General features: G+C 59.1%; 18 protein-coding genes. 12 read left to right on the top strand and 6 right to left on the bottom strand.

Annotated features, from left to right (window positions below; all coding sequences use genetic code 11):
* Nucleotides 1–118: 118 nt before the first annotated feature.
* The 4 genes from AB4N33_RS25000 to AB4N33_RS24985 all read right to left on the bottom strand — a co-directional run bounded on the left by AB4N33_RS25000 (nucleotide 119) and on the right by AB4N33_RS24985 (nucleotide 4,443).
* Entirely contained in the window at nucleotides 119–403 is a 285-nt protein-coding gene (locus AB4N33_RS25000) for a YceK/YidQ family lipoprotein (protein ID WP_476458461.1), read from the bottom strand.
* Nucleotides 396–1,028, bottom strand: a complete 633-nt coding sequence (ubiX, locus tag AB4N33_RS24995; protein ID WP_460120534.1) for a flavin prenyltransferase UbiX — start codon at nucleotides 1,026–1,028, stop codon at nucleotides 396–398. The genes AB4N33_RS25000 and ubiX overlap by 8 nt, the downstream gene beginning before the upstream one ends.
* Entirely contained in the window at nucleotides 1,025–2,374 is a 1,350-nt protein-coding gene (mpl, locus tag AB4N33_RS24990) for a UDP-N-acetylmuramate:L-alanyl-gamma-D-glutamyl-meso-diaminopimelate ligase (protein ID WP_460120532.1), read from the bottom strand. The genes ubiX and mpl overlap by 4 nt, the downstream gene beginning before the upstream one ends.
* A 155-nt stretch (nucleotides 2,375–2,529) precedes the next feature.
* On the bottom strand, nucleotides 2,530–4,443 hold the full coding sequence (locus AB4N33_RS24985) for a sigma-54-dependent Fis family transcriptional regulator (protein ID WP_476458460.1): 1,914 nt from the start codon (nucleotides 4,441–4,443) through the stop codon (nucleotides 2,530–2,532).
* A 298-nt stretch (nucleotides 4,444–4,741) separates the two neighbouring features.
* Here AB4N33_RS24985 and exaC point away from each other — a divergent pair, with 298 nt between their 5' ends.
* The 12 genes from exaC to darG all read left to right on the top strand — a co-directional run bounded on the left by exaC (nucleotide 4,742) and on the right by darG (nucleotide 16,659).
* Complete coding sequence (gene exaC, locus AB4N33_RS24980; RefSeq protein ID WP_476458459.1) at nucleotides 4,742–6,262, top strand: acetaldehyde dehydrogenase ExaC; 1,521 nt, start codon at nucleotides 4,742–4,744, stop codon at nucleotides 6,260–6,262.
* Between the two features lie 204 nt (nucleotides 6,263–6,466).
* Nucleotides 6,467–7,855 carry an ethanolamine ammonia-lyase subunit EutB gene (locus tag AB4N33_RS24975; protein ID WP_476458458.1) on the top strand — a complete coding sequence of 463 codons (1,389 nt, stop codon included), beginning with the start codon at nucleotides 6,467–6,469 and terminating at the stop codon, nucleotides 7,853–7,855.
* Nucleotides 7,852–8,688, top strand: coding sequence for an ethanolamine ammonia-lyase subunit EutC (eutC, locus tag AB4N33_RS24970; protein WP_476458457.1), 837 nt, complete (start codon nucleotides 7,852–7,854; stop codon nucleotides 8,686–8,688). Before AB4N33_RS24975 ends, eutC begins: the two co-directional genes overlap by 4 nt.
* Nucleotides 8,689–8,802: 114 nt before the next feature.
* The gene (locus AB4N33_RS24965) at nucleotides 8,803–9,258 is read left to right on the top strand and encodes a GNAT family N-acetyltransferase (RefSeq protein ID WP_476458456.1); all 456 of its coding nucleotides are present in this window, start codon (nucleotides 8,803–8,805) and stop codon (nucleotides 9,256–9,258) included.
* Nucleotides 9,259–9,529: 271 nt separating this feature from the next.
* Nucleotides 9,530–10,186 carry a DedA family protein gene (locus tag AB4N33_RS24960; protein ID WP_460140846.1) on the top strand — a complete coding sequence of 219 codons (657 nt, stop codon included), beginning with the start codon at nucleotides 9,530–9,532 and terminating at the stop codon, nucleotides 10,184–10,186.
* Between the two features lie 3 nt (nucleotides 10,187–10,189).
* Nucleotides 10,190–11,002, top strand: coding sequence for a M90 family metallopeptidase (locus tag AB4N33_RS24955; RefSeq protein ID WP_476458455.1), 813 nt, complete (start codon nucleotides 10,190–10,192; stop codon nucleotides 11,000–11,002).
* A gap of 90 nt (nucleotides 11,003–11,092) precedes the next feature.
* Complete coding sequence (gene ppa / locus AB4N33_RS24950) at nucleotides 11,093–11,620, top strand: inorganic diphosphatase (RefSeq protein ID WP_007933577.1); 528 nt, start codon at nucleotides 11,093–11,095, stop codon at nucleotides 11,618–11,620.
* 226 nt (nucleotides 11,621–11,846) lie between these two features.
* Entirely contained in the window at nucleotides 11,847–12,599 is a 753-nt protein-coding gene (locus AB4N33_RS24945) for a S24 family peptidase (RefSeq protein ID WP_460140845.1), read from the top strand.
* Between the two features lie 655 nt (nucleotides 12,600–13,254).
* The gene (locus tag AB4N33_RS24940) at nucleotides 13,255–14,175 is read left to right on the top strand and encodes a restriction endonuclease (RefSeq protein WP_476458454.1); all 921 of its coding nucleotides are present in this window, start codon (nucleotides 13,255–13,257) and stop codon (nucleotides 14,173–14,175) included.
* 181 nt (nucleotides 14,176–14,356) lie between these two features.
* Nucleotides 14,357–14,932: a DarT ssDNA thymidine ADP-ribosyltransferase family protein gene (locus tag AB4N33_RS24935; RefSeq protein ID WP_476458453.1), complete on the top strand. Its 576-nt coding sequence runs from the start codon at nucleotides 14,357–14,359 to the stop codon at nucleotides 14,930–14,932.
* Entirely contained in the window at nucleotides 14,933–15,577 is a 645-nt protein-coding gene (gene darT / locus AB4N33_RS24930; protein WP_476458452.1) for a type II toxin-antitoxin system toxin DNA ADP-ribosyl transferase DarT, read from the top strand.
* Nucleotides 15,574–16,659 carry a type II toxin-antitoxin system antitoxin DNA ADP-ribosyl glycohydrolase DarG gene (darG, locus tag AB4N33_RS24925; protein ID WP_476458451.1) on the top strand — a complete coding sequence of 362 codons (1,086 nt, stop codon included), beginning with the start codon at nucleotides 15,574–15,576 and terminating at the stop codon, nucleotides 16,657–16,659. The genes darT and darG overlap by 4 nt, the downstream gene beginning before the upstream one ends.
* A 34-nt stretch (nucleotides 16,660–16,693) precedes the next feature.
* Here the strand turns inward: darG and AB4N33_RS24920 are convergent, their stop codons facing one another.
* Both AB4N33_RS24920 and AB4N33_RS24915 read right to left on the bottom strand, forming a co-directional pair.
* Nucleotides 16,694–17,500, bottom strand: coding sequence for a YfaP family protein (locus AB4N33_RS24920; protein WP_476458450.1), 807 nt, complete (start codon nucleotides 17,498–17,500; stop codon nucleotides 16,694–16,696).
* A 3-nt stretch (nucleotides 17,501–17,503) separates the two neighbouring features.
* Nucleotides 17,504–19,123 (bottom strand): DUF2300 domain-containing protein, encoded by a 1,620-nt coding sequence (locus tag AB4N33_RS24915; protein ID WP_476458449.1) that lies wholly within the window; start codon nucleotides 19,121–19,123, stop codon nucleotides 17,504–17,506.
* Nucleotide 19,124 lies beyond the last annotated feature (1 nt).

The following is a 19,124-nucleotide window of genomic DNA, read 5'->3' as shown; positions in this document are numbered from 1 at the left end:
TCGGTGTCTGTGCAATCCAATCGCGGGCAAGCCCGCTCCTACAGGGCCTTGCGACATTCACAAACCTGTAGGAGCGGGCTTGCCCGCGATGGACGCGACACCGATCCAACGCCAAACGCTACAACCCACCTGTCGCCTGAAAACTCACGCCGATCACCGTCAACAACGACAACGGCAACAACAGCGTATCGAGCAGAGCACTGGCCGGCAGATCGACGCCTGGATAGCTGGGTGCCTCGGCGCCAAAACGGTCCATCGCGCAACAACCACCGTTCAACGCATACACATCCAGGCGCGTCCCGGCATAGACGACAGGCGCGCCCGGCTTGGCGGCGTCCAGCGTACGCGCCGTGGCGCAGCCCGTCAGTTGCAGCGCAAGCAAAATGGCCAGCAGCTTATTCATCGCTGCTCAGATGGTGCTCACCCCAGCGCGGCAGCATGTCCTGCGGAATGTTCAGCAGGTTGAGAATGCGCGCCACAACGAAGTCGATCAGGTCGTCGATGGTTTGCGGCTGATGATAGAACCCAGGCGAGGCCGGCAGGATCGTCACGCCCATGTTCGACAACTTGAGCATGTGCTCCAGGTGAATGCTCGAATACGGCGCTTCACGGGGCACCAGGATCAACTGGCGACGCTCCTTCAGGGTGACGTCGGCAGCACGCTCGATCAGGTTGTTGCAGGCGCCGGTGGCAATCGCCGACAGGGTTCCGGTCGAACACGGCACCACCACCATTGCCGCCGGGCTACCGGAGCCAGACGCTACCGGCGACATCCAGTCTTCCTTCCCGTACACGCGGATCTGCCCGTCGGCGGCACCGGTGTATTCGTTGAGAAACGCCTGCATCATCTGGGGCTTGGGCGGTAATGTAACGTCGGTCTCGGTGGCCATCACCAGTTGCGCTGCCTTGGAGATCAGGAAATGCACCTCGCGGTCTTCGCGGATCAGGCAGTCCAGCAGGCGCAAACCGTACTGGGCGCCTGAGGCACCGGTCATCGCCAGCGTGATGCGCTCAGGGCCATTGTTCATTGCAGCGCCTCGGCCAGCTTGCCGTGCAGGCCGCCGAAGCCGCCGTTGCTCATGATCACTACATGCGTGCCCGGCTGAGCCTGACTCTTCACCCGAGCGATGATGCCTTCCAGCGAATCGCTGACAATCGAAGGAACCGTGCACAAGGCTGCCGTCGCACCCAGATCCCAACCAAGGTTGGCGGGCGCATACCAGATCACCTGATCGGCATCGACCACGCTTTCGGGCAAGCCGTCACGGTGGGCACCGAGTTTCATGGAGTTGGACCGCGGCTCGATGATGGCGATCAACGGTGCATCGCCAATGCGCTTGCGCAGGCCGTCGAGGGTCGTGGCGATGGCCGTCGGATGGTGAGCAAAGTCATCGTAGATAGTGATGCCGTGCACCTCGGCCACTTTTTCCATGCGCCGCTTCACACTCTTGAATGCGCTCAAGGCTGCAATACCCATGGCCGGCACCACGCCAACATGACGCGCAGCAGCCAGGGTGGCCAAGGCATTGGCGACGTTGTGCTGACCCGTCAGATCCCACTCGACTGCGCCCTGAACCACGCCATCGAACATCACTTCGAAAGCCGATCCGTCTTCGCTGAGCAGCTTGACCTGCCACAGGCCACCGGCGCCGGTGGTCTGGACCGGGGTCCAGCAGCCCATTTCGATGACACGTTGCAATGCAGGCTCGGTGGTCGGATGAATCACCAGGCCTTCGCTCGGGATAGTGCGCACCAAGTGATGGAACTGCCGCTCGATGGCCGGAAGATCGGGGAAGATGTCGGCGTGATCGAACTCAAGATTGTTCAGGATCGCTGTGCGGGGGCGGTAGTGGACAAACTTTGAGCGCTTGTCGAAAAACGCACTGTCGTACTCATCTGCTTCGATCACGAAAAACGGAGTGCCGCCCAGTCGCGCCGACACAGAGAAGTTTTGCGGCACGCCGCCGATCAGGAAGCCCGGGCTCATGCCGGCGTGTTCCAGCACCCAGGCAAGCATGCTGCTGGTCGTGGTTTTGCCGTGCGTGCCCGCAACGGCCAACACCCAGCGGCCTTGCAGCACGTGGTCCGCCAGCCATTGCGGGCCGGAGACGTAAGGCAGGCCCTTGTTGAGTACGTATTCGACCGCCGGATTGCCGCGGGACATGGCGTTGCCGATCACCACCAGGTCGGGAGCCGGGTCGAGCTGCGCCGGATCGTAGCCTTGGGTCAATTCAATACCCTGGGCCTCCAGTTGAGTGCTCATCGGTGGATAGACGTTGGCATCGGAGCCGGTCACGTGATGGCCCAGCTCTTTGGCCAGGACCGCCATCGAACCCATGAAAGTGCCACAGATACCCAGAATATGAATGTGCATAGTCGACCTCGTAAAACATGGCCGCAGGTTAGCGTAGGGAGGGGAAAATCGCACCTTTGTTTCGATTGCGACGCACCGCCTCCCTGTAGGAGCGAGCTTGCTCGCGATGGCGTCCTCGAAATCGCCATCGCGAGCAAGCTCGCTCCTACAGGGGCTCAGCGGGAAATACCGTGCTTGCGCAGTTTGCGGTAGAGGGTATTGCGGCTGATGCCCAACTGTTGCGCGGTATGGCTCATGTGCCAGCGTTGCAGCTCCAGCGCAGCGAGCAACGCCAGCCGCTCGGCGTCCTCCAGCGGCTGCCCTGACGGATCCTGCACCGGCACTGTTGCGGCCGGCCTCGCCTGACGGATCATCGCCGGTAAATCCTCAAGGCCGATGCGCCCGCCGTCACACAGCGCTGCCAGGGTGCGCAACACATTGCGCATCTGCCGCACGTTGCCGGGCCAGGCGAACCCAAGCAGCGTCTGCCGAGCGGGCTCATCGATCAGCACCGTCTCGCCGCCCGCTTCCTGCGCCAGGAAGTAGTCGAGCAATTGCGCGCGATCACTGCGTTCACGCAAGGCCGGCAGACCGATTTCCAGCCCATTGAGCCGGTAATAAAGATCCTCGCGGAAGCTGCCGTCCTGCACCCGCGCCAACAGATCCCGGTGGGTCGCGCTGATGATGCGCACGTTGACCGACTCCGCCGCGCCGCCAATCGGCACCACTTGCCGGTCCTCGAGCACCCGCAGCAAGCGGGTCTGCAACGCCAGCGGCATGTCACCGATCTCATCAAGGAACAGCGTGCCGCCATCAGCCTGCTGCAACTTGCCGCGCATGCCCTCCTTGCGTGCACCGGTAAAGCTACCGCCGCGATAGCCGAACAGCTCGCTTTCGATCAGGCTCTCGGGAATGGCCGCGCAGTTGAGCGCGACGAAGGGCTTGTCGCTGCGTTGGCTGGCCTGGTGCACGGCCTTGGCGAACGCCTCTTTGCCGGAACCGGTCTCGCCGTTGATCAGCAGGGGCACGTCCCGCACGAACACACGCAGCGCCTTGCGAAAATCCGCCTGCAACCGTTCATCGCCCAGGCAAATACCCGCAACGTCCGACGGTTCGGCAACCGCAGGAACCGGCGCCACAGGCACTGCATGACTACGCGGCTGACCCCGCAACAGCGCAAACAGGCTACGACCATCACGGGTGCGCAGTGGCCAACTGGCGCTGGCATTCACACTCGCGCGGCCCAGCAACTCGTCCAAGGCGCAATCGAAAAACGCCTCCACTGGCTGCCCCAGCATAGAACCGCGACCATGCCCCAACAGGTTTAGCGCACTCTGATTGACCGCGCAGACCCGGCCCTCGCCGTCGAACGCCAACAGCCCTTCGCTGAACAGGCCGACGGATTCCGCCTGCAGGTGAAAACGCAACAGCCATTGATTGTCGAAGTAGCGCAGGAAATAACAGCTCTCGATCATCTTCGCCGACAGATTGACCAGGGCCATGGTATGAAACTGACTTTGCCGCGACACATCGTGCCGCGCCGAGGACACATCGAGCACCGCCAACAGCTCGCCATGAGGATCGAACACCGGGCTCGCCGAGCAGGTCAGGCCGGTATGACGGCCACGAAAGTGTTCGTCCTGGTGAATGGTCAGGGCCTGGCGTTCCACCAGGCAGGTGCCGATGCCGTTGGTGCCTTCGCAGGCTTCGCTCCAGTCAGCCCCGAGCCAGAGGCCGGCGCGCTCGAAAATCCTGCGTTCGGTGGGCGCGGTGACACAATTAAGGATCACCCCGCGAGCATCGGTGAGCAATACCGCATGGCCGGCACCGGAGAGTTGCTGATGCAGGCTGCTCATTTCATTACCAGCGATGTGCAGGACTTGCTGCAGACGCTCACGGCTTTCCAGCAGGCGACCATGTTCCAGCACGGTAGGCGCCATGGTCAGGCTCGGATCGAGGTGATAGTCCTCCAGGCAGCGTAGCCAGGAACGGGCAATCGAAGGATCGCTGCCAGGGCCCTGCAAGTGGGATTTGCCCTGGGTCACAGTCAGTACCTGCTGGGCATGGCGACTCAAATGGTTGTCGTGCATTTCCTTGTGTGCTCCCAGCAGGGTTGAGCCTGGCGCGTGAGCCTGAGCATCCTCCTGACCGTCGCGTAATGCAATGCTGGCTAAGCCGCGCCGCCACAAGCTGCGCCACAAACGATACAAAGTGTCACAGGCCACGTATCGAAAGCGTCACAGCGCGCATCCGCCCGTCCGACAAAAACCGCGCAACGCATTGATTTACCTGAGTGGCAAGGCGCTGGCCCAACCTTTGCTCTACGCTTGATGCACACGCAAAAATCGCGACTTCCTTATAAGTACAAAAAGCCAAGGAGAACCCACCATGCGTTACGCTCACCCCGGTACTGAAGGCGCTATCGTCACGTTCAAGAGCAAATACGGTAATTACATCGGCGGCGAATTCGTCGCGCCTGTCAAAGGTCAATACTTCACCAACACCTCGCCAGTGAATGGCCAACCGATCGCCGAATTCCCCCGCTCCACCGCCGAAGACATCGACAAAGCCCTGGATGCTGCCCATGCTGCTGCCGATGCGTGGGGTGCCACGTCCGTCCAGGCGCGCTCGCTTATCCTGCTGAAAATCGCCGACCGTATCGAACAGAACCTGGAAGCCCTGGCACTCACCGAAAGCTGGGACAACGGTAAAGCTGTCCGCGAAACCCTCAACGCCGACATTCCACTGGCGGCCGACCACTTCCGCTACTTCGCCGGCTGCCTGCGCGCCCAGGAAGGCAGCGCCGCCGAAATCGACGGCAACACCGTGGCTTATCACATCCACGAGCCCTTGGGTGTGGTCGGGCAGATCATCCCGTGGAACTTCCCGATCCTGATGGCCGCCTGGAAACTCGCTCCAGCCCTGGCTGCCGGCAACTGCGTGGTGCTCAAGCCTGCCGAGCAAACCCCGCTGGGCATCACCGTGCTGGTCGAACTGATCGGTGATCTGCTGCCACCGGGCGTACTCAACGTCGTTCAAGGCTTCGGAAAAGAAGCGGGCGAAGCGCTGGCCACCAGCAAACGCATCGCCAAAATCGCCTTCACCGGCTCAACCCCGGTCGGCTCGCACATCATGAAATGCGCGGCAGAAAACATCATCCCGTCCACCGTGGAACTGGGCGGAAAATCGCCGAACATCTTCTTCGAAGACATCATGCAGGCTGAACCGACCTTCATCGAGAAAGCCGCCGAAGGCCTGGTGCTGGCGTTCTTCAACCAGGGAGAGGTCTGCACCTGCCCTTCTCGTGCGCTGGTGCAGGAGTCGATCTACGACGAGTTCATGCAGGTGGTGATGAAGAAAGTCCTGCAGATCAAGCGCGGCGACCCCTTCGACACCGACACGATGGTTGGTGCCCAGGCTTCCGAGCAGCAGTTCGATAAAATCCTTTCGTACCTGGAAATCGCCAAGGGCGAGGGCGCAGAGTTGCTGACCGGTGGCAAGGTGGAAAAACTCGAGGGCAATCTGGCGAGCGGCTATTACATTCAGCCGACCCTGCTCAAGGGCACCAACAAAATGCGCGTGTTCCAGGAAGAGATCTTTGGCCCGGTGGTGAGCGTCACCACCTTCAAGGACGAAGCCGAAGCCCTGGCCATCGCCAACGACACCGAGTTCGGCCTCGGCGCCGGCCTGTGGACCCGCGACATCAACCGCGCCTATCGCATGGGCCGGGCGATCAAGGCCGGTCGTGTGTGGACCAACTGCTATCACCTGTACCCGGCGCATGCCGCATTCGGCGGTTACAAAAAGTCCGGCGTCGGCCGTGAAACCCACAAAATGATGCTCGATCACTATCAGCAGACCAAAAACCTGCTGGTGAGCTACGACATCAATCCATTGGGGTTCTTCTAAAGGCCTCGGGGTGACACTCAGAGATTTGTGTCGCCCCACCCATAGCCATCGCGGGCAAGCCCGCTCCCACAGGGTTTGGGCGTTCACACGTCCACTGTGGAAGCGGGCTTGCCCGCGATGGCGTCAGAGGGCTCTGGCTCAAGCCTTGCATGTTCGCAATACCCTTTCCCGGCAAGACATCAAACCTCAGGAGGACACCGCCCCATGGCCCTGTTCACCCACTCCATCGGCGCCCAGACCTATCGCTTCGAAAGCCTCAAGGAGGTCATGGCCAAGGCCAGCCCCGCGCGGTCGGGGGACTTTCTGGCCGGTGTGGCCGCGCTCAACGATGGTGAACGCGTTGCCGCGCAGATGACCCTGGCGGACATTCCTCTCACCCATTTCCTGCAGGAAGTGTTGATTCCCTACGAGGCGGATGAAATCACCCGGCTGATCATCGACACCCACGACAAACACGCCTTCTCCGTGGTCAGCCACCTGACCGTCGGCGGATTTCGTGATTGGCTGCTCAGTGATGCAGCCGACGAACAAAGCCTGCGTGCCCTTGCCCCCGGTCTGACACCTGAGATGGCCGCGGCGGTGTCAAAGATCATGCGCGTGCAGGACCTGGTGCTGGTCGCGCAGAAAATCCGTGTGGTCACCCGGTTTCGCGGCACCATGGGCCTGCGTGGACGAATGTCTACCCGCCTGCAACCTAACCACCCGACCGATGAACCGGCCGGCATTGCCGCGAGCATTCTCGACGGATTGCTGTACGGCAACGGTGACGCGATGATTGGCATCAACCCGGCCACCGACAGCATCGCCTCGATCTGTGCGATGCTGGAAATGCTCGACGCCATCATCCAGCGTTACGAAATCCCGACACAAGCCTGCGTACTGACCCATGTCACCACGTCCATCGAAGCGATCAATCGTGGCGTTCCGCTGGACCTGGTCTTCCAGTCAATCGCAGGCACGCAAGCCGCCAACGCCAGTTTCGGCATCAATTTGAACCTGTTGCAGGAAGGCTATGACGCCGGTCTCAGCCTCAAGCGCGGCGGTCAAAACCTGATGTATTTCGAAACCGGCCAGGGCAGTGCTCTGTCGGCCAACGCCCATCACGGCGTCGATCAACAAACTTGTGAAACCCGTGCCTACGCCGTCGCACGCCATTTCAAACCGTTCCTGGTGAACACCGTTGTCGGCTTCATCGGCCCGGAGTACCTCTATAACGGCAAGCAGATCATACGCGCCGGCCTTGAAGATCACTTCTGCGGCAAACTGCTGGGCGTGCCCATGGGTTGCGACATCTGCTACACCAACCATGCCGAAGCCGACCAGGACGACATGGACACCCTGCTGACCCTGCTGGGTGTTGCCGGGATCAACTTCATCATGGGCATTCCCGGTTCCGATGACATCATGCTCAACTACCAGACCACCTCGTTCCATGACGCGCTGTACGCCCGCAAGACCCTGGGGCTCAAACCTGGGCCGGAGTTCGAACAATGGCTGAAAAACATGGGCATCTTCACCCAGGCGGACGGCAGGATCGAATTCGGCAGCCAGCTGCCACCGGCGTTCCGCCAGGCCATGGCGCAATTGGGATGAGTGTCGATATGGAAAATCCGCCGGTTGATCCGCAAAACCCGTTGCTGCAATTGCGCCGCCTGACACCCGCCCGGATCGCACTGGGCCGTACCGGCACCAGCCTGCCGACTGGCGCGCAACTGGATTTCCAGTACGCTCATGCGCAGGCCCGGGACGCCGTGCACCTGGCTTTCGATCATGCTGGGCTGCGCGCGCAATTGGCCGACGGTGGAAGTAACACCTTGTTGCTGCACAGCGCGGCACACAATCGCGACCTCTACCTGCAACGCCCTGATTTGGGGCGCAGATTGAGCGACGAATCTGCGCAGACTCTGCGTGACCACGCCGCGGCACACCCTGGCGGCGTCGATCTGGTCATCGTGATCGCCGATGGCCTGTCGGCGCTGGCCGTTCACCGGCATGCGGTGCCCTTTCTGGCACGAATACAAGAACAGATTGCCGCCGACGGCTGGTCGGTGGCACCCGTGGTGCTGGTCGAGCAGGGACGGGTTGCGGTGGCCGATGAGATCGGCGAACTGCTGGGTGCAAAAATGGTGGTGATTCTGATCGGCGAACGCCCTGGGCTCAGTTCTCCGGACAGCCTGGGGTTGTATTTCACCTATGCCCCCAAGGTCGGCCTGACCGACGCCCATCGCAACTGTATTTCCAATGTCCGGCTGGAGGGCTTGAGTTACGGGATGGCCGCGCACCGCCTGCTGTATTTGATGCGCGAAGCCTGTCGGCGCAAGTTGTCCGGGGTCAATCTCAAGGATGAAGCGCAAGTGCCGACCCTGGCGTCGGACGCGAGAGAGGATATCAAAGGTAATTTCCTACTGGACACGCCGAAAACCTGAACCGTTTCCGCATTGCGTTTCGGCGTCCGTTTCAGGCAGGATCGATTCGCGGCCGCCAAGGGTTTCCTATCGCCGTCACGATGTAAGACAGCCACTTGAAGACGAGACCTATCGATGCGGATTATCCAAGCGACCCTCGAACACCTGGACCTGTTAACGCCGTTGTTTGTGAAGTATCGTGAGTTCTACGGCTCCCTGCCGTACCCGGATTCATCCCGCGCCTTCCTCGAGAAACGTCTACGCCGCAAGGAATCGGTGATCTATCTGGCCCTGTCCGATGACGACAAGCTGATGGGCTTCTGCCAGTTGTACCCGAGCTTTTCTTCGCTTTCACTCAAACGCGTGTGGATACTCAACGATATCTACGTCGCCGAAGACGCGCGCCGTCAGTTGGTCGCCGACAACCTGATCCGCACCGCGAAGAAAATGGCCAAGGAAACCAATGCCGTGCGCATGCGTGTGTCCACCAGCAGCGATAACCAGGTGGCCCAGAAGACCTATGAATCCATAGGGTTCAAGGAAGACACCGAGTTCAAGAACTACGTGTTGCCGATCAGCGAAGAGCTTTGACCCACCGTGAACCTTCAGGAGCGAGCTTGCTCGCGATGGCGGTGTTCCAGTCAACGATGATGTCGACTGACACGCCGCTATCGCGAGCAAGCTCGCTCCTACAGGGGATCATCTGACGAAATCCCCCGCTACAAACTCGACACGCTTTTCACCTGTCAGGCCGTATAATGCGGACCTTTCCGGCTTGTAAGAAAAACTACACTCGTGTGTAGGCTTTCGCGAAGTCATCCGCACAGGCCTGCCGAGTCGGGCCGCTTTTACAGGTGCCCCCATGGATTTCAACCCGCTCGACCTTGTCCTGCATCTCGATGTGTATCTCGACTTGCTGGTAAACAACTACGGGCCATGGATCTACGCCATCCTGTTCCTGGTCATTTTCTGCGAGACCGGCCTGGTGGTGATGCCCTTCCTGCCCGGCGACTCCCTGCTGTTCATTGCGGGCGCCGTTGCCGCGGGTGGCGGCATGGACCCGGTGCTGTTGGGGGGCCTGCTGATGCTGGCGGCTATCCTTGGCGACAGTACCAACTATGTCATTGGGCGAACGGTCGGCGAGCGACTGTTCAGTAACCCGAACTCGAAAATCTTCCGCCGCGATTACTTGCAGCAAACCCACGATTTCTACGACAAGCACGGCGGTAAAACCGTGACCATGGCGCGCTTCCTGCCCATCGTCCGCACTTTTGCACCGTTCGTCGCCGGCGTGGCGAAAATGCCTTATCCACGTTTCTTCTTTTTCAGCGTGCTGGGCACCCTCCTCTGGGTCGGCGGCCTGGTAACCCTGGGCTATTTCTTCGGCAACGTGCCATTCATCAAGAAAAACCTGTCGTTGCTGGTGGTGGGCATCATCCTGCTGTCGCTGGTGCCGATGATCATCGGTGTGGTCCGCAGCCGTTTCGGCAGTGCTGCATCCAAAGCCGAACCTCGCTGAGCGATGTGGTCGCTCAGCGCCTGGCGTCGTCGGCGCATCCTGGCCAGGCACCCGATTGACGATGATGTGTGGCAGCGGGTTCGCCATCACCTGAGCTTTCTCGACGGTATCACCGCCGAGCAGGACCAGTGGCTGCGCGAAGCCTGCGTGCTGTTCCTCGAAGACAAACACCTGACGGCCCTGCCGGGGGTCGAACTGCATCAGGAACAGCGGCTGCTGCTCGCCGCCCAGGCCCAGTTGCCCTTGCTCAACCTCGGCGAACTGAACTGGTATCAGGGCTTCCACGAAATCGTGCTCTACCCCGACGACTTCCTCAGTCCCCAGCGCCATCGCGATGCCAGCGGCGTCGAGCACGAGTGGGACGGCGAGCACAGCGGAGAAGCCTGGCAGCAGGGACCGGTCATTCTCGCCTGGCCTGGCGTCATCGCCAGCGGCGGCTGGGAAGGCTATAACCTCGTCATCCACGAACTCGCGCACAAACTCGACATGCTCAACGGTGACGCCAATGGCCTGCCCCCCCTGCATCCCGACATGCGGGTCAGTGAGTGGGCCAGGGTCATGCAAACCGCCTTTGATGACCTTGATCAGCAACTTGAACGCAATCCGGACGCCGAAACCGCCATCGACCCCTACGCAGCGGAGAATCCCGCCGAGTTCTTCGCCGTCACCAGTGAATACTTCTTCAGCGCCCCCGACCTGCTGCACGCGGCCTATCCAGAGGTGTATGAACAGTTGCAGCTTTTTTACCGCCAGGACCCGCTGGCCCGGCTGCGGCAACTTCTGGCGCACGACCCTGTCTATCAGGCACGCGACTAAGGTCCAGCCGACTTCTGGCGCATAGCGCCCAGAGCGGAATATGCCTATAATCGCCGCCACTTTTTGGTCAACTAACGGGGGCACAGCCCAATGAGCTACAGCAAGATTCCAGCTGGCAAAGACCTGCCGAACGACATCTACGTCGCGATCGAGATTCCGGCCAACCACGCGCCGATCAAATACGAAATCGACAAAGACAGCGATTGCCTGTTCGTTGACCGTTTCATGGCCACCCCGATGTTCTACCCGGCCAACTACGGTTACATCCCCAACACCCTCGCCGACGACGGTGACCCCCTCGACGTGCTGGTCGTAACCCCTTATCCGGTTGCTCCAGGCTCGGTGATCCGCGCTCGTCCGGTCGGCATCCTGAACATGACCGACGACGGCGGCGGCGATGCCAAGGTCATCGCGGTTCCACACGACAAGCTGTCCCAGCTGTACGTCGATGTTAAGGAATACACCGACCTGCCAGCGCTGCTGATCCAGCAGATCGAGCACTTCTTCGCGAACTACAAAGATCTCGAAAAAGGCAAATGGGTGAAGATCGAAGGCTGGGACGGCGCAGATGCCGCCCGTGCTGCGATCACCAAGTCGGTTGCTGCCTATAAAGGTTAAGAGCAGCTGCGAGCTCTGAGCTGCAAGCTTCAAGAAGAACCCCGGTTGAGCCGGGGTTTTTTTATGCCTGCAAGGCCACTTTCCACACAGCGTTTAACAATTGGATCGCTCGATTTTCCCTGTTTATTTTCTACAGGATAAGTCTTACATGAGGTCGCAAATTTCCTGCGTAATTTGAACGGGTCGTTTATTCAAAGCCCCGTGCTGCGGGCATAGACTCGTGTTTATGAAAAAGAACAAAACCTGCGGCCTCCGCTTCAAAATGCTCCTGAAAATGGCGGACATCACGACGACCGGCTTCGCCGATGTCCTGAATATCACCAACGCACAAACCGTTCATAACTGGTACTCCCGTGGCGTGCCCGACTACCGGATAGAGGAAGTGGCCAGGAAGCTCTCGGTCAACAGCGAATGGCTGAAAACCGGTGACGGCCCCAAAGACGCCCGACACCTGCGCCTGGTCAGCGATACCGGTGACACCTTCGATGCGCAGGCCTTGCGGGGCGTTTACACCGTTGTCGAACCCATCGATGTCGATCTGCCTTTTTACAAGGAAGCGCCGGCGACTCCAGGCTCCAGCAAAACCCACGTCGTCGTGGACAAGAGCCAAGTCATGCGCCTACCCCGCAGCTACCTCGACTCGCTGGAAATCAATTACGGCGACGCCATTTGCGCCACCATGATTGGCAACAGCATGGCCGAAAAAATTGCCGACGGCTCGACCGTCGCCATTGATCGCGGCCTGACCCAGATCGTCGATGGGGAAATCTACGCAATCGAGCACGATGGCATGCTGAGGATCAAATACCTGCACCGCCTGCCCGGCAACGGTTTACGACTACGCAGCCACAACAGCGCTGAATACCCGGATGAAATCTTCAGGGCCCCACAGATCGAAGAGCAGAACATCCGTGTGTTGGGCTGGGTGTTCTGGCGTGCCACCCTGAACAAGTCCCGCCCGCCTGTGCCGTTTTTATAAACCCACGCCTACAGGGGTGGGTGAACACCGCGCTGGGAATTTCACAAAAAAATCAGTATGCTGCGCCCCACATTTGCGCATCGCCCCGCCCTGCGGCGCAGAATCGCACTGACAAAGCAGATGATTTTCTCGCCGAGTCCCACAGCCGGACGCAAGATCCGGGTGTACGTTTTGAAGGCTGGCGAGGTTTACCAAAAATGAACCGAGCCAGTCCCCGAGAAGCCGGCCACAAGCCGGCTTTTTAATGTCTGAAAGAAACTTTTTAGCCGCACAACCTCTCAGAATCTTTAGCCGTAAAACTCTCCGAGTTTGCTCGCAATGAAGGCATCCTGGTCATTCAAAAGAATGATGCGAATCCAGGACAAAGAAACTCACTAACATCGAAATAAAGTTTCTTAACTCGCCCATCAGAAAGTTCAACCTCCAGTGATAGCGCCTGGACAAAGTTCCGTATGCCAGACGGCGGAATTTTGCGCAGGGAGGTTCTGTAGGACAAAACCTTTATCGGACAGCCACTCGGCGTATAAGTGAGCCGTTACACAACGGCTTACGCTTTCGTGGCACCAGCGCTAACTCTCGAGGGCATCCTCAACGAGCGTTAATTTATACTCGCCCTCCGGTCAGTTCAAAACACCATCAGCACAGAGATGCGCCCATGTCCGTTCCAACCTACGATCAGTTCATTGAGCCGATCCTGCGTTTTCTCGTCACAAAACCCGAGGGTGCAATCGCTAGGGACGCCCACGAGGCAGCAGCAAAAATGCTGCAACTGACCGAAGCACAGCGTGAAGAAGTGATCGCCAGTGGTCAGGCCACCTATAAAAACCGATCAGGCTGGGCACACGACCGTCTCAAGCGTGCCGGACTTTCGAGCAGTGCTAAGCGCGGTTATTGGAAGTTGACTGATGCGGGTGTGCAGTACGCCAAAGAGCATGCATTTCCACTGTCGGCCAAAGACGTGGAGCATTTAGCAATTGGCTACATGAACGTGAAGCTGAAAGTCGCACCGGACGCCGAGCCGTTGGATGAACAGCCAAGCATTGAGCCCGATCTGGCCTCCGCCACCGAAAGCCCCGACGACCGACTGGAGCGAGCGCTGAAGGAATTGCGCGATGCCACGGCGGCAGACCTTTTGGACAACCTTCTCCAAGTCAGCCCCAACCGCTTTGAAGTGATCGTGCTGGATGTGCTTCATCGCTTGGGTTACGGCGCCAGCCGCAATGACTTGCAACGTGTCGGCGGTTCCGGTGATGCCGGCATCGACGGCATTATCTCACTCGATAAATTGGGGCTGGAGAAGGTTTACGTTCAGGTCAAGCGCTGGCAGAACACGGTTGGCCGACCTGAATTACAGGCTTTCTATGGCGCGCTCGCAGGACAAAAAGCCAAACGAGGTGTGTTTATCACCACCTCTGGCTTTACGGCGCATGCTGTTGACTTCGCCAAATCAGTGGACGGCATTGTGCTGGTAGACGGTACGCGACTGGTGCACCTGATGATGGATCATGAGGTGGGTGTGACATCGCGTTTGTTGCGGCTGCCGACGCTGGATCGCGATTACTTTGATGAGGAATGAGCTCAGGAGCAATTCAATTTGGTCCATTGATCAATTTCCCTATTTGGCTTGCGGTTAAAAATAGTGGCACATTAGAATCTCAGCGACTGTTCTACCAACCCCGCGGATCGAGGGTTGCATCAGCGGGGCGAGGCTGGGACTGATTCCAGTTTAGGTTGATGTGCAGGTCAAGGAGGCCACAATGTCGGAAGTCAATATCAAGGATCAATTCTTCGTATACCACCTCACCTCTGTTGAAAATTTGATTGGGATTTTCAAGGATGGCCTAAAGCCCCGCGCCGACCTTGAAAATTTTACCGATGTAGCGGACAGCGAAATAATCAAGAAGCGCAAAGCTCATAATCTTGATCGCTTTGTACCTTTTCATTGGTTCGCTGCAAATCCTTTTGATGGACGGGTACAACTCAATCGGCCAAAAGAGAAATTTGTCCTGATCTCGGTCTTTCGGACATTCGCCAAACAGAACAGCTGGAAAGTCATCCCACAGCACCCCCTCGCCGATGACGACATTCAGGTGCTGGAATACAACGAGGGCTTTGAAGCAATCAATTGGGAGTTGATGAGCACCCGGGACTACCAGAATGCCGAATGCAAAAACGTCTGCATGGCCGAATGCCTTTCTCCCGGTGTGGTAAACCCCAAAACCTTTTCGAGGATTTATGTTCCGAACGAGGAGGTCAAAACGCTTTGTGAGGCTAAAATGCGCGAGGCCAAACTTACGACCCCTATCACCGTGAATCCCGGAATGTTCTTATAAATGACCTATACCAGCCTGAATCCAGAGAAAGCTCTGATTTGGCGTATCGTCCATCGCGATAACCTGCCCTGGATTCTGGACAACGGTCTGCATTGCGCTAACTCGAAGGTACAGGCACCTCAGTACGTGAACATCGGCAACGTCGACTTGATCGACAAGCGCCGTTCCCGTCAGGTGCCTATCGCACCCGAAGGGGTGCTGGCCGACTACGTGCCCTTCTATTTCACGCCCTTCTCGGTGATGATGCAGAACATTCACTCCGGGTGGAGCGTGCAGCAACGCAGCAATGACGAGATCCTGATTCTGGTCTCGAGCCTGTACCGCGTTCAAGAACTCGGCCTACCGTTTATCTTCACAAACGCGCATGCCTATCCGAGTTGGACAGACTATTACAGCGATCTGGCGAATCTCGATCAGATCGATTGGTCTATCCTCCAACGGCGAGACTTCAAGCGCGACCCTGATGACCCTCGCAAAATGGAGCGTTATCAGGCAGAAGCGCTGATCCACCATCACTTACCGATTACGGGACTACTGGGCATCATGTGCCACACCGATGCAATGAAAGTTCGCATAGAAGCAGACATCGCCGCCAGAGGGCTGACGTTGCCGGTCCATGCGCGTCCCAAATGGTATTTCCAATGATCAGATTCACCCAAGGCAACCTGCTGGAAGCCAAAACCGAAGCCCTCGTCAACACGGTGAATACAGTTGGCGTGATGGGTAAGGGCATCGCCTTGATGTTCAAGGAACGCTTTGCGCAGAACTATCGCCTGTATGCCGCGGCGTGCAAGGCTGGTGAAGTGGAAACCGGCAAGATGCACGTGACCGCCACAAACGAACTTGATGGCCCTCGCTGGATCGTTAACTTCCCAACCAAACGCCATTGGCGCTCCCCATCGCAAATGGCCTGGATAACGGAGGGCCTCTACGATCTGCGCAGGTTTCTGATTGAAAACGAGGTCAAATCCGTCGCTGTCCCGCCACTAGGTGCTGGTAATGGTGGATTGAAATGGCTTGAGGTCCGCGAACAGATCGTTGGGATCCTGAGTGATCTGGATGTTGATGTATTGGTGTTCGAACCTATAAATCAGTATCTGAACGTCGCCAAACGTAGTGGCGTAGAAAAACTCACGCCAGCCCGCGCCCTTATCGCCGAACTGGTTCGGCGCTACTGGATTTTAGGCATGGAGTGCAGCCTGCTGGAGATTCAGAAGCTGGCCTGGTTTCTAGAGCGCGCTATCGAGCAGTTTCCGAATACCGAAAATCCTCTGAATCTGAGGTTTGTCGCACATAAATATGGCCCGTACGCCAATCGGCTGGAGCACCTGCTTAATAACCTTGATGGCAGTTACCTGCATTGTGACAAGCGCATAAGTGACGCGGGTATTAGCGACGTGATCTGGTTTGATCAAGAGCGCAATGCCTTTTTGCAGACGTATCTGAAGACTGAGGCCAAGGAATACTCGCTAGCGTTGGAGCGTACGGCTCAACTGATCGACGGTTTTGAATCGCCATTCGGTATGGAGTTATTGGCGACGGTCGATTGGCTGTTGAGCCAGGAAGGGGTATCTGCGACCGTTCCTGCGGTGCGCGAAGCATTGAAACATTGGGACGGTGGTGCCGATGCTGCGGCTCGCAAGAACAAGCTGTTCGATGATCAAGCTCTTGAAATTGCTCTCAAACGCCTGACCTCCAGTAGTTTCCGGCCTGAATTAGCGGCCTGAGGGAGATTGGGCAGCAGCCAACTGCCCAATCCCCTCACGGATAACTGAACCCCTTCACCAACGTCAGCTCCCCCACCGCCCGCATCGGCACCAGGAACGTTTCCATCTTCTCATTCGGCGTCCCCTCCTCGGTAATCACTGTTACCTGGGCCGTGGTCAGCGCTTGTACCGCTTCTTCCTGCCCGTCTTCTTCCTGGCGATAACCACCGCCGAAGTAATTCACATAGACCAGGTACTGCCCCTTGATCGGTGCAGGCATGGCGAAAATTTCCGGGCCGTAGCCGGTGGTGACGTCGACATCCAGCGCTGCGCCGTTGGGTGCGACGCGGTCGCCGTACCAGATGTGGGCGCCGTCGGGGGTAATGAGGTGCAGGTCCAGGTCGGTGCCGTCGCTGTCCCAGGCCAGCAGCACGCGCAACTTCGCCGGCGTCGCTCCGCCGCTGGAGTTGAGGAACTGGGTACGGCGGCGTTGCTGGCCATCGGGGCTGCGCACCTCGACGCTGTTGCTGCCATTGGGGAACGAGAATGGACGGTCGAAGCGCCCGGCGGAGTCGACCTTGAGCGGCATGCTCACGCCATTGACGATCAGCCGGCCCGGCTCGCCGGACTTCGGCGTGGCCTTGATCTGGCCGCTGATGCGCGCGGTGTTGGCCTGTCCTGCGGGCGTATTGACCGATGAAGCCGGGTAGTTGACGGTTTGGCGAAAACGTTCGCCTTCACCCTCGGCCGCGCCGGTACGCCAACCGCCCACAGGGGTGTCGAGATCGACAGCAGCGTAAGTCGACGGCAACGCACCCAGTGCGTAAAGGAACAGCAAGACCTGGGGATAACGGAGTTTCATGGACTATTCCAGCAAGAGGTGGCGGGCGAGCCCTTCGATGTAAGTTTCATCCTGGCCGTTGGGATGTGCCTGGAAGGCCAGGTGCAGGTATTCGTGAGTCAGGTCGAGGCGATCTTGCAGCGTCAACACCCCGCGCACGTAGATGCGCTGGCGCTCGCGGTCGACGTAGGGGCGACCGAATGCCAGCCTGCAGACGGCGAAAGTGCTGACATCGGTGTAACCCACTTCACTCTCCAGGCGCTGGCGCCAGCTCCGGCGCTGGCTCTTCAGCCAATCTTGAGCGGCGGGCAGTGCCTGGCATGAAGCAACAGGGTTGTCCCAGCGGCTGAGGCTGGCACGTGGGTAGGCGTGCAGCAGGATGGTGTCGTAGCGTTGGCCGGCATTGGCCTGCTCGACAGCGTGTTGCCAGGACAGCTTGTCCGGGCCCGGTTGGTCGGAATGATAGGTGACGGTACTACCGGCCAGGACGAGGTCGCTGGTCCAGGCGGCGATGTTGCGTGATTCAGGTGAGGCCGGACGTGGTGCAACACGCTGACGGTTGCTGCTGTCGTCGATGCTCAGGCAGTCACCATTGCGCGAGGCGTTCTGCAGCAGGTAGGTGCGAATGGCGACGGCCAGGGCCTTGGCAGCTTCGACCGGTTGCGCCTTGGCTTCGCGCTGCAGGACGCGGGCGACGTACTCTTCGCGATCCAGGCGGGCGACGAGTTTGTCGTTGAGCAAAAACAATTCGCCATCGCTATGGATATCGAGTTGGTTGCCATTGCTGAACTCGACACGGTAATTACCCTTCATCGGGCCGGACGCCACCACACGCTCTGCGGCCAGCACCCGCTTGATCGGGTATCGGGCGAACAAACCGACTTCAACGCAACGCCCCGCATCCGCCGGCCAGGCCACCGGCAGCACGGACGCCAATGCGGCGCCGTAATGGCGCAAGACCCTTTGACTGGTGCCGCGGCCACCTGCCCAGATCGGCGTGCCGTCAAGGGTCCAACCGGCGAACCCACCCTGGCGCGATGCGGGGTCCAGATCACCCAGCCAGCTCCAGGTCTTCACACGCAGCCGACCGCCGAGTTCACCCACCACATTGCCATCCGCCGCGTTGAGCACCACATCAAGCAACACTCGCCGTGCCTGTTCCTGGGCCGGCATGGCGGCCAGCACCTGGAGCAACTCGACGACCGGCACACGCGCAGCAGGCTGCAACGATGGCAACTCCAGCAGCCATGGCGGTGCCCGCCGGGCCTGCCAGTATCGGCTCCAATCGGTGTCGACAATGCCCAGGCGCGCTGGCTCGAAATACAATCCGCAAGACTTCACCAGCGCCTGATCGCGACCTATGTGCTCACCCGTCGCGCAGCAATACACTTCCTCTTTCGACTGCCCGCGACACTCATAAGGCGGTTCCTGGGCGCCTGTGTCCACCAGCCAGGCGTATACGAACAATTTCCACAGGCTGCCCAGGGGTGTCTGCACGTTAGCCGAAAGCGGTTCGCGGGCAATCAGTTGGGTACGACTCAGCGATAACAGCTCACCGTTAAAACCCAGGCGCAGCGGTCCTTCCTGCGCCGTTGCCAGCGCAGGGATCAAATACAACCAAAACCCGAGCCAACGCCAGGGCATG

The organism is Pseudomonas sp. S1_E05 (genome assembly GCF_056337105.1).
This window is presented reverse-complemented; position numbering and strand designations above follow the sequence as displayed.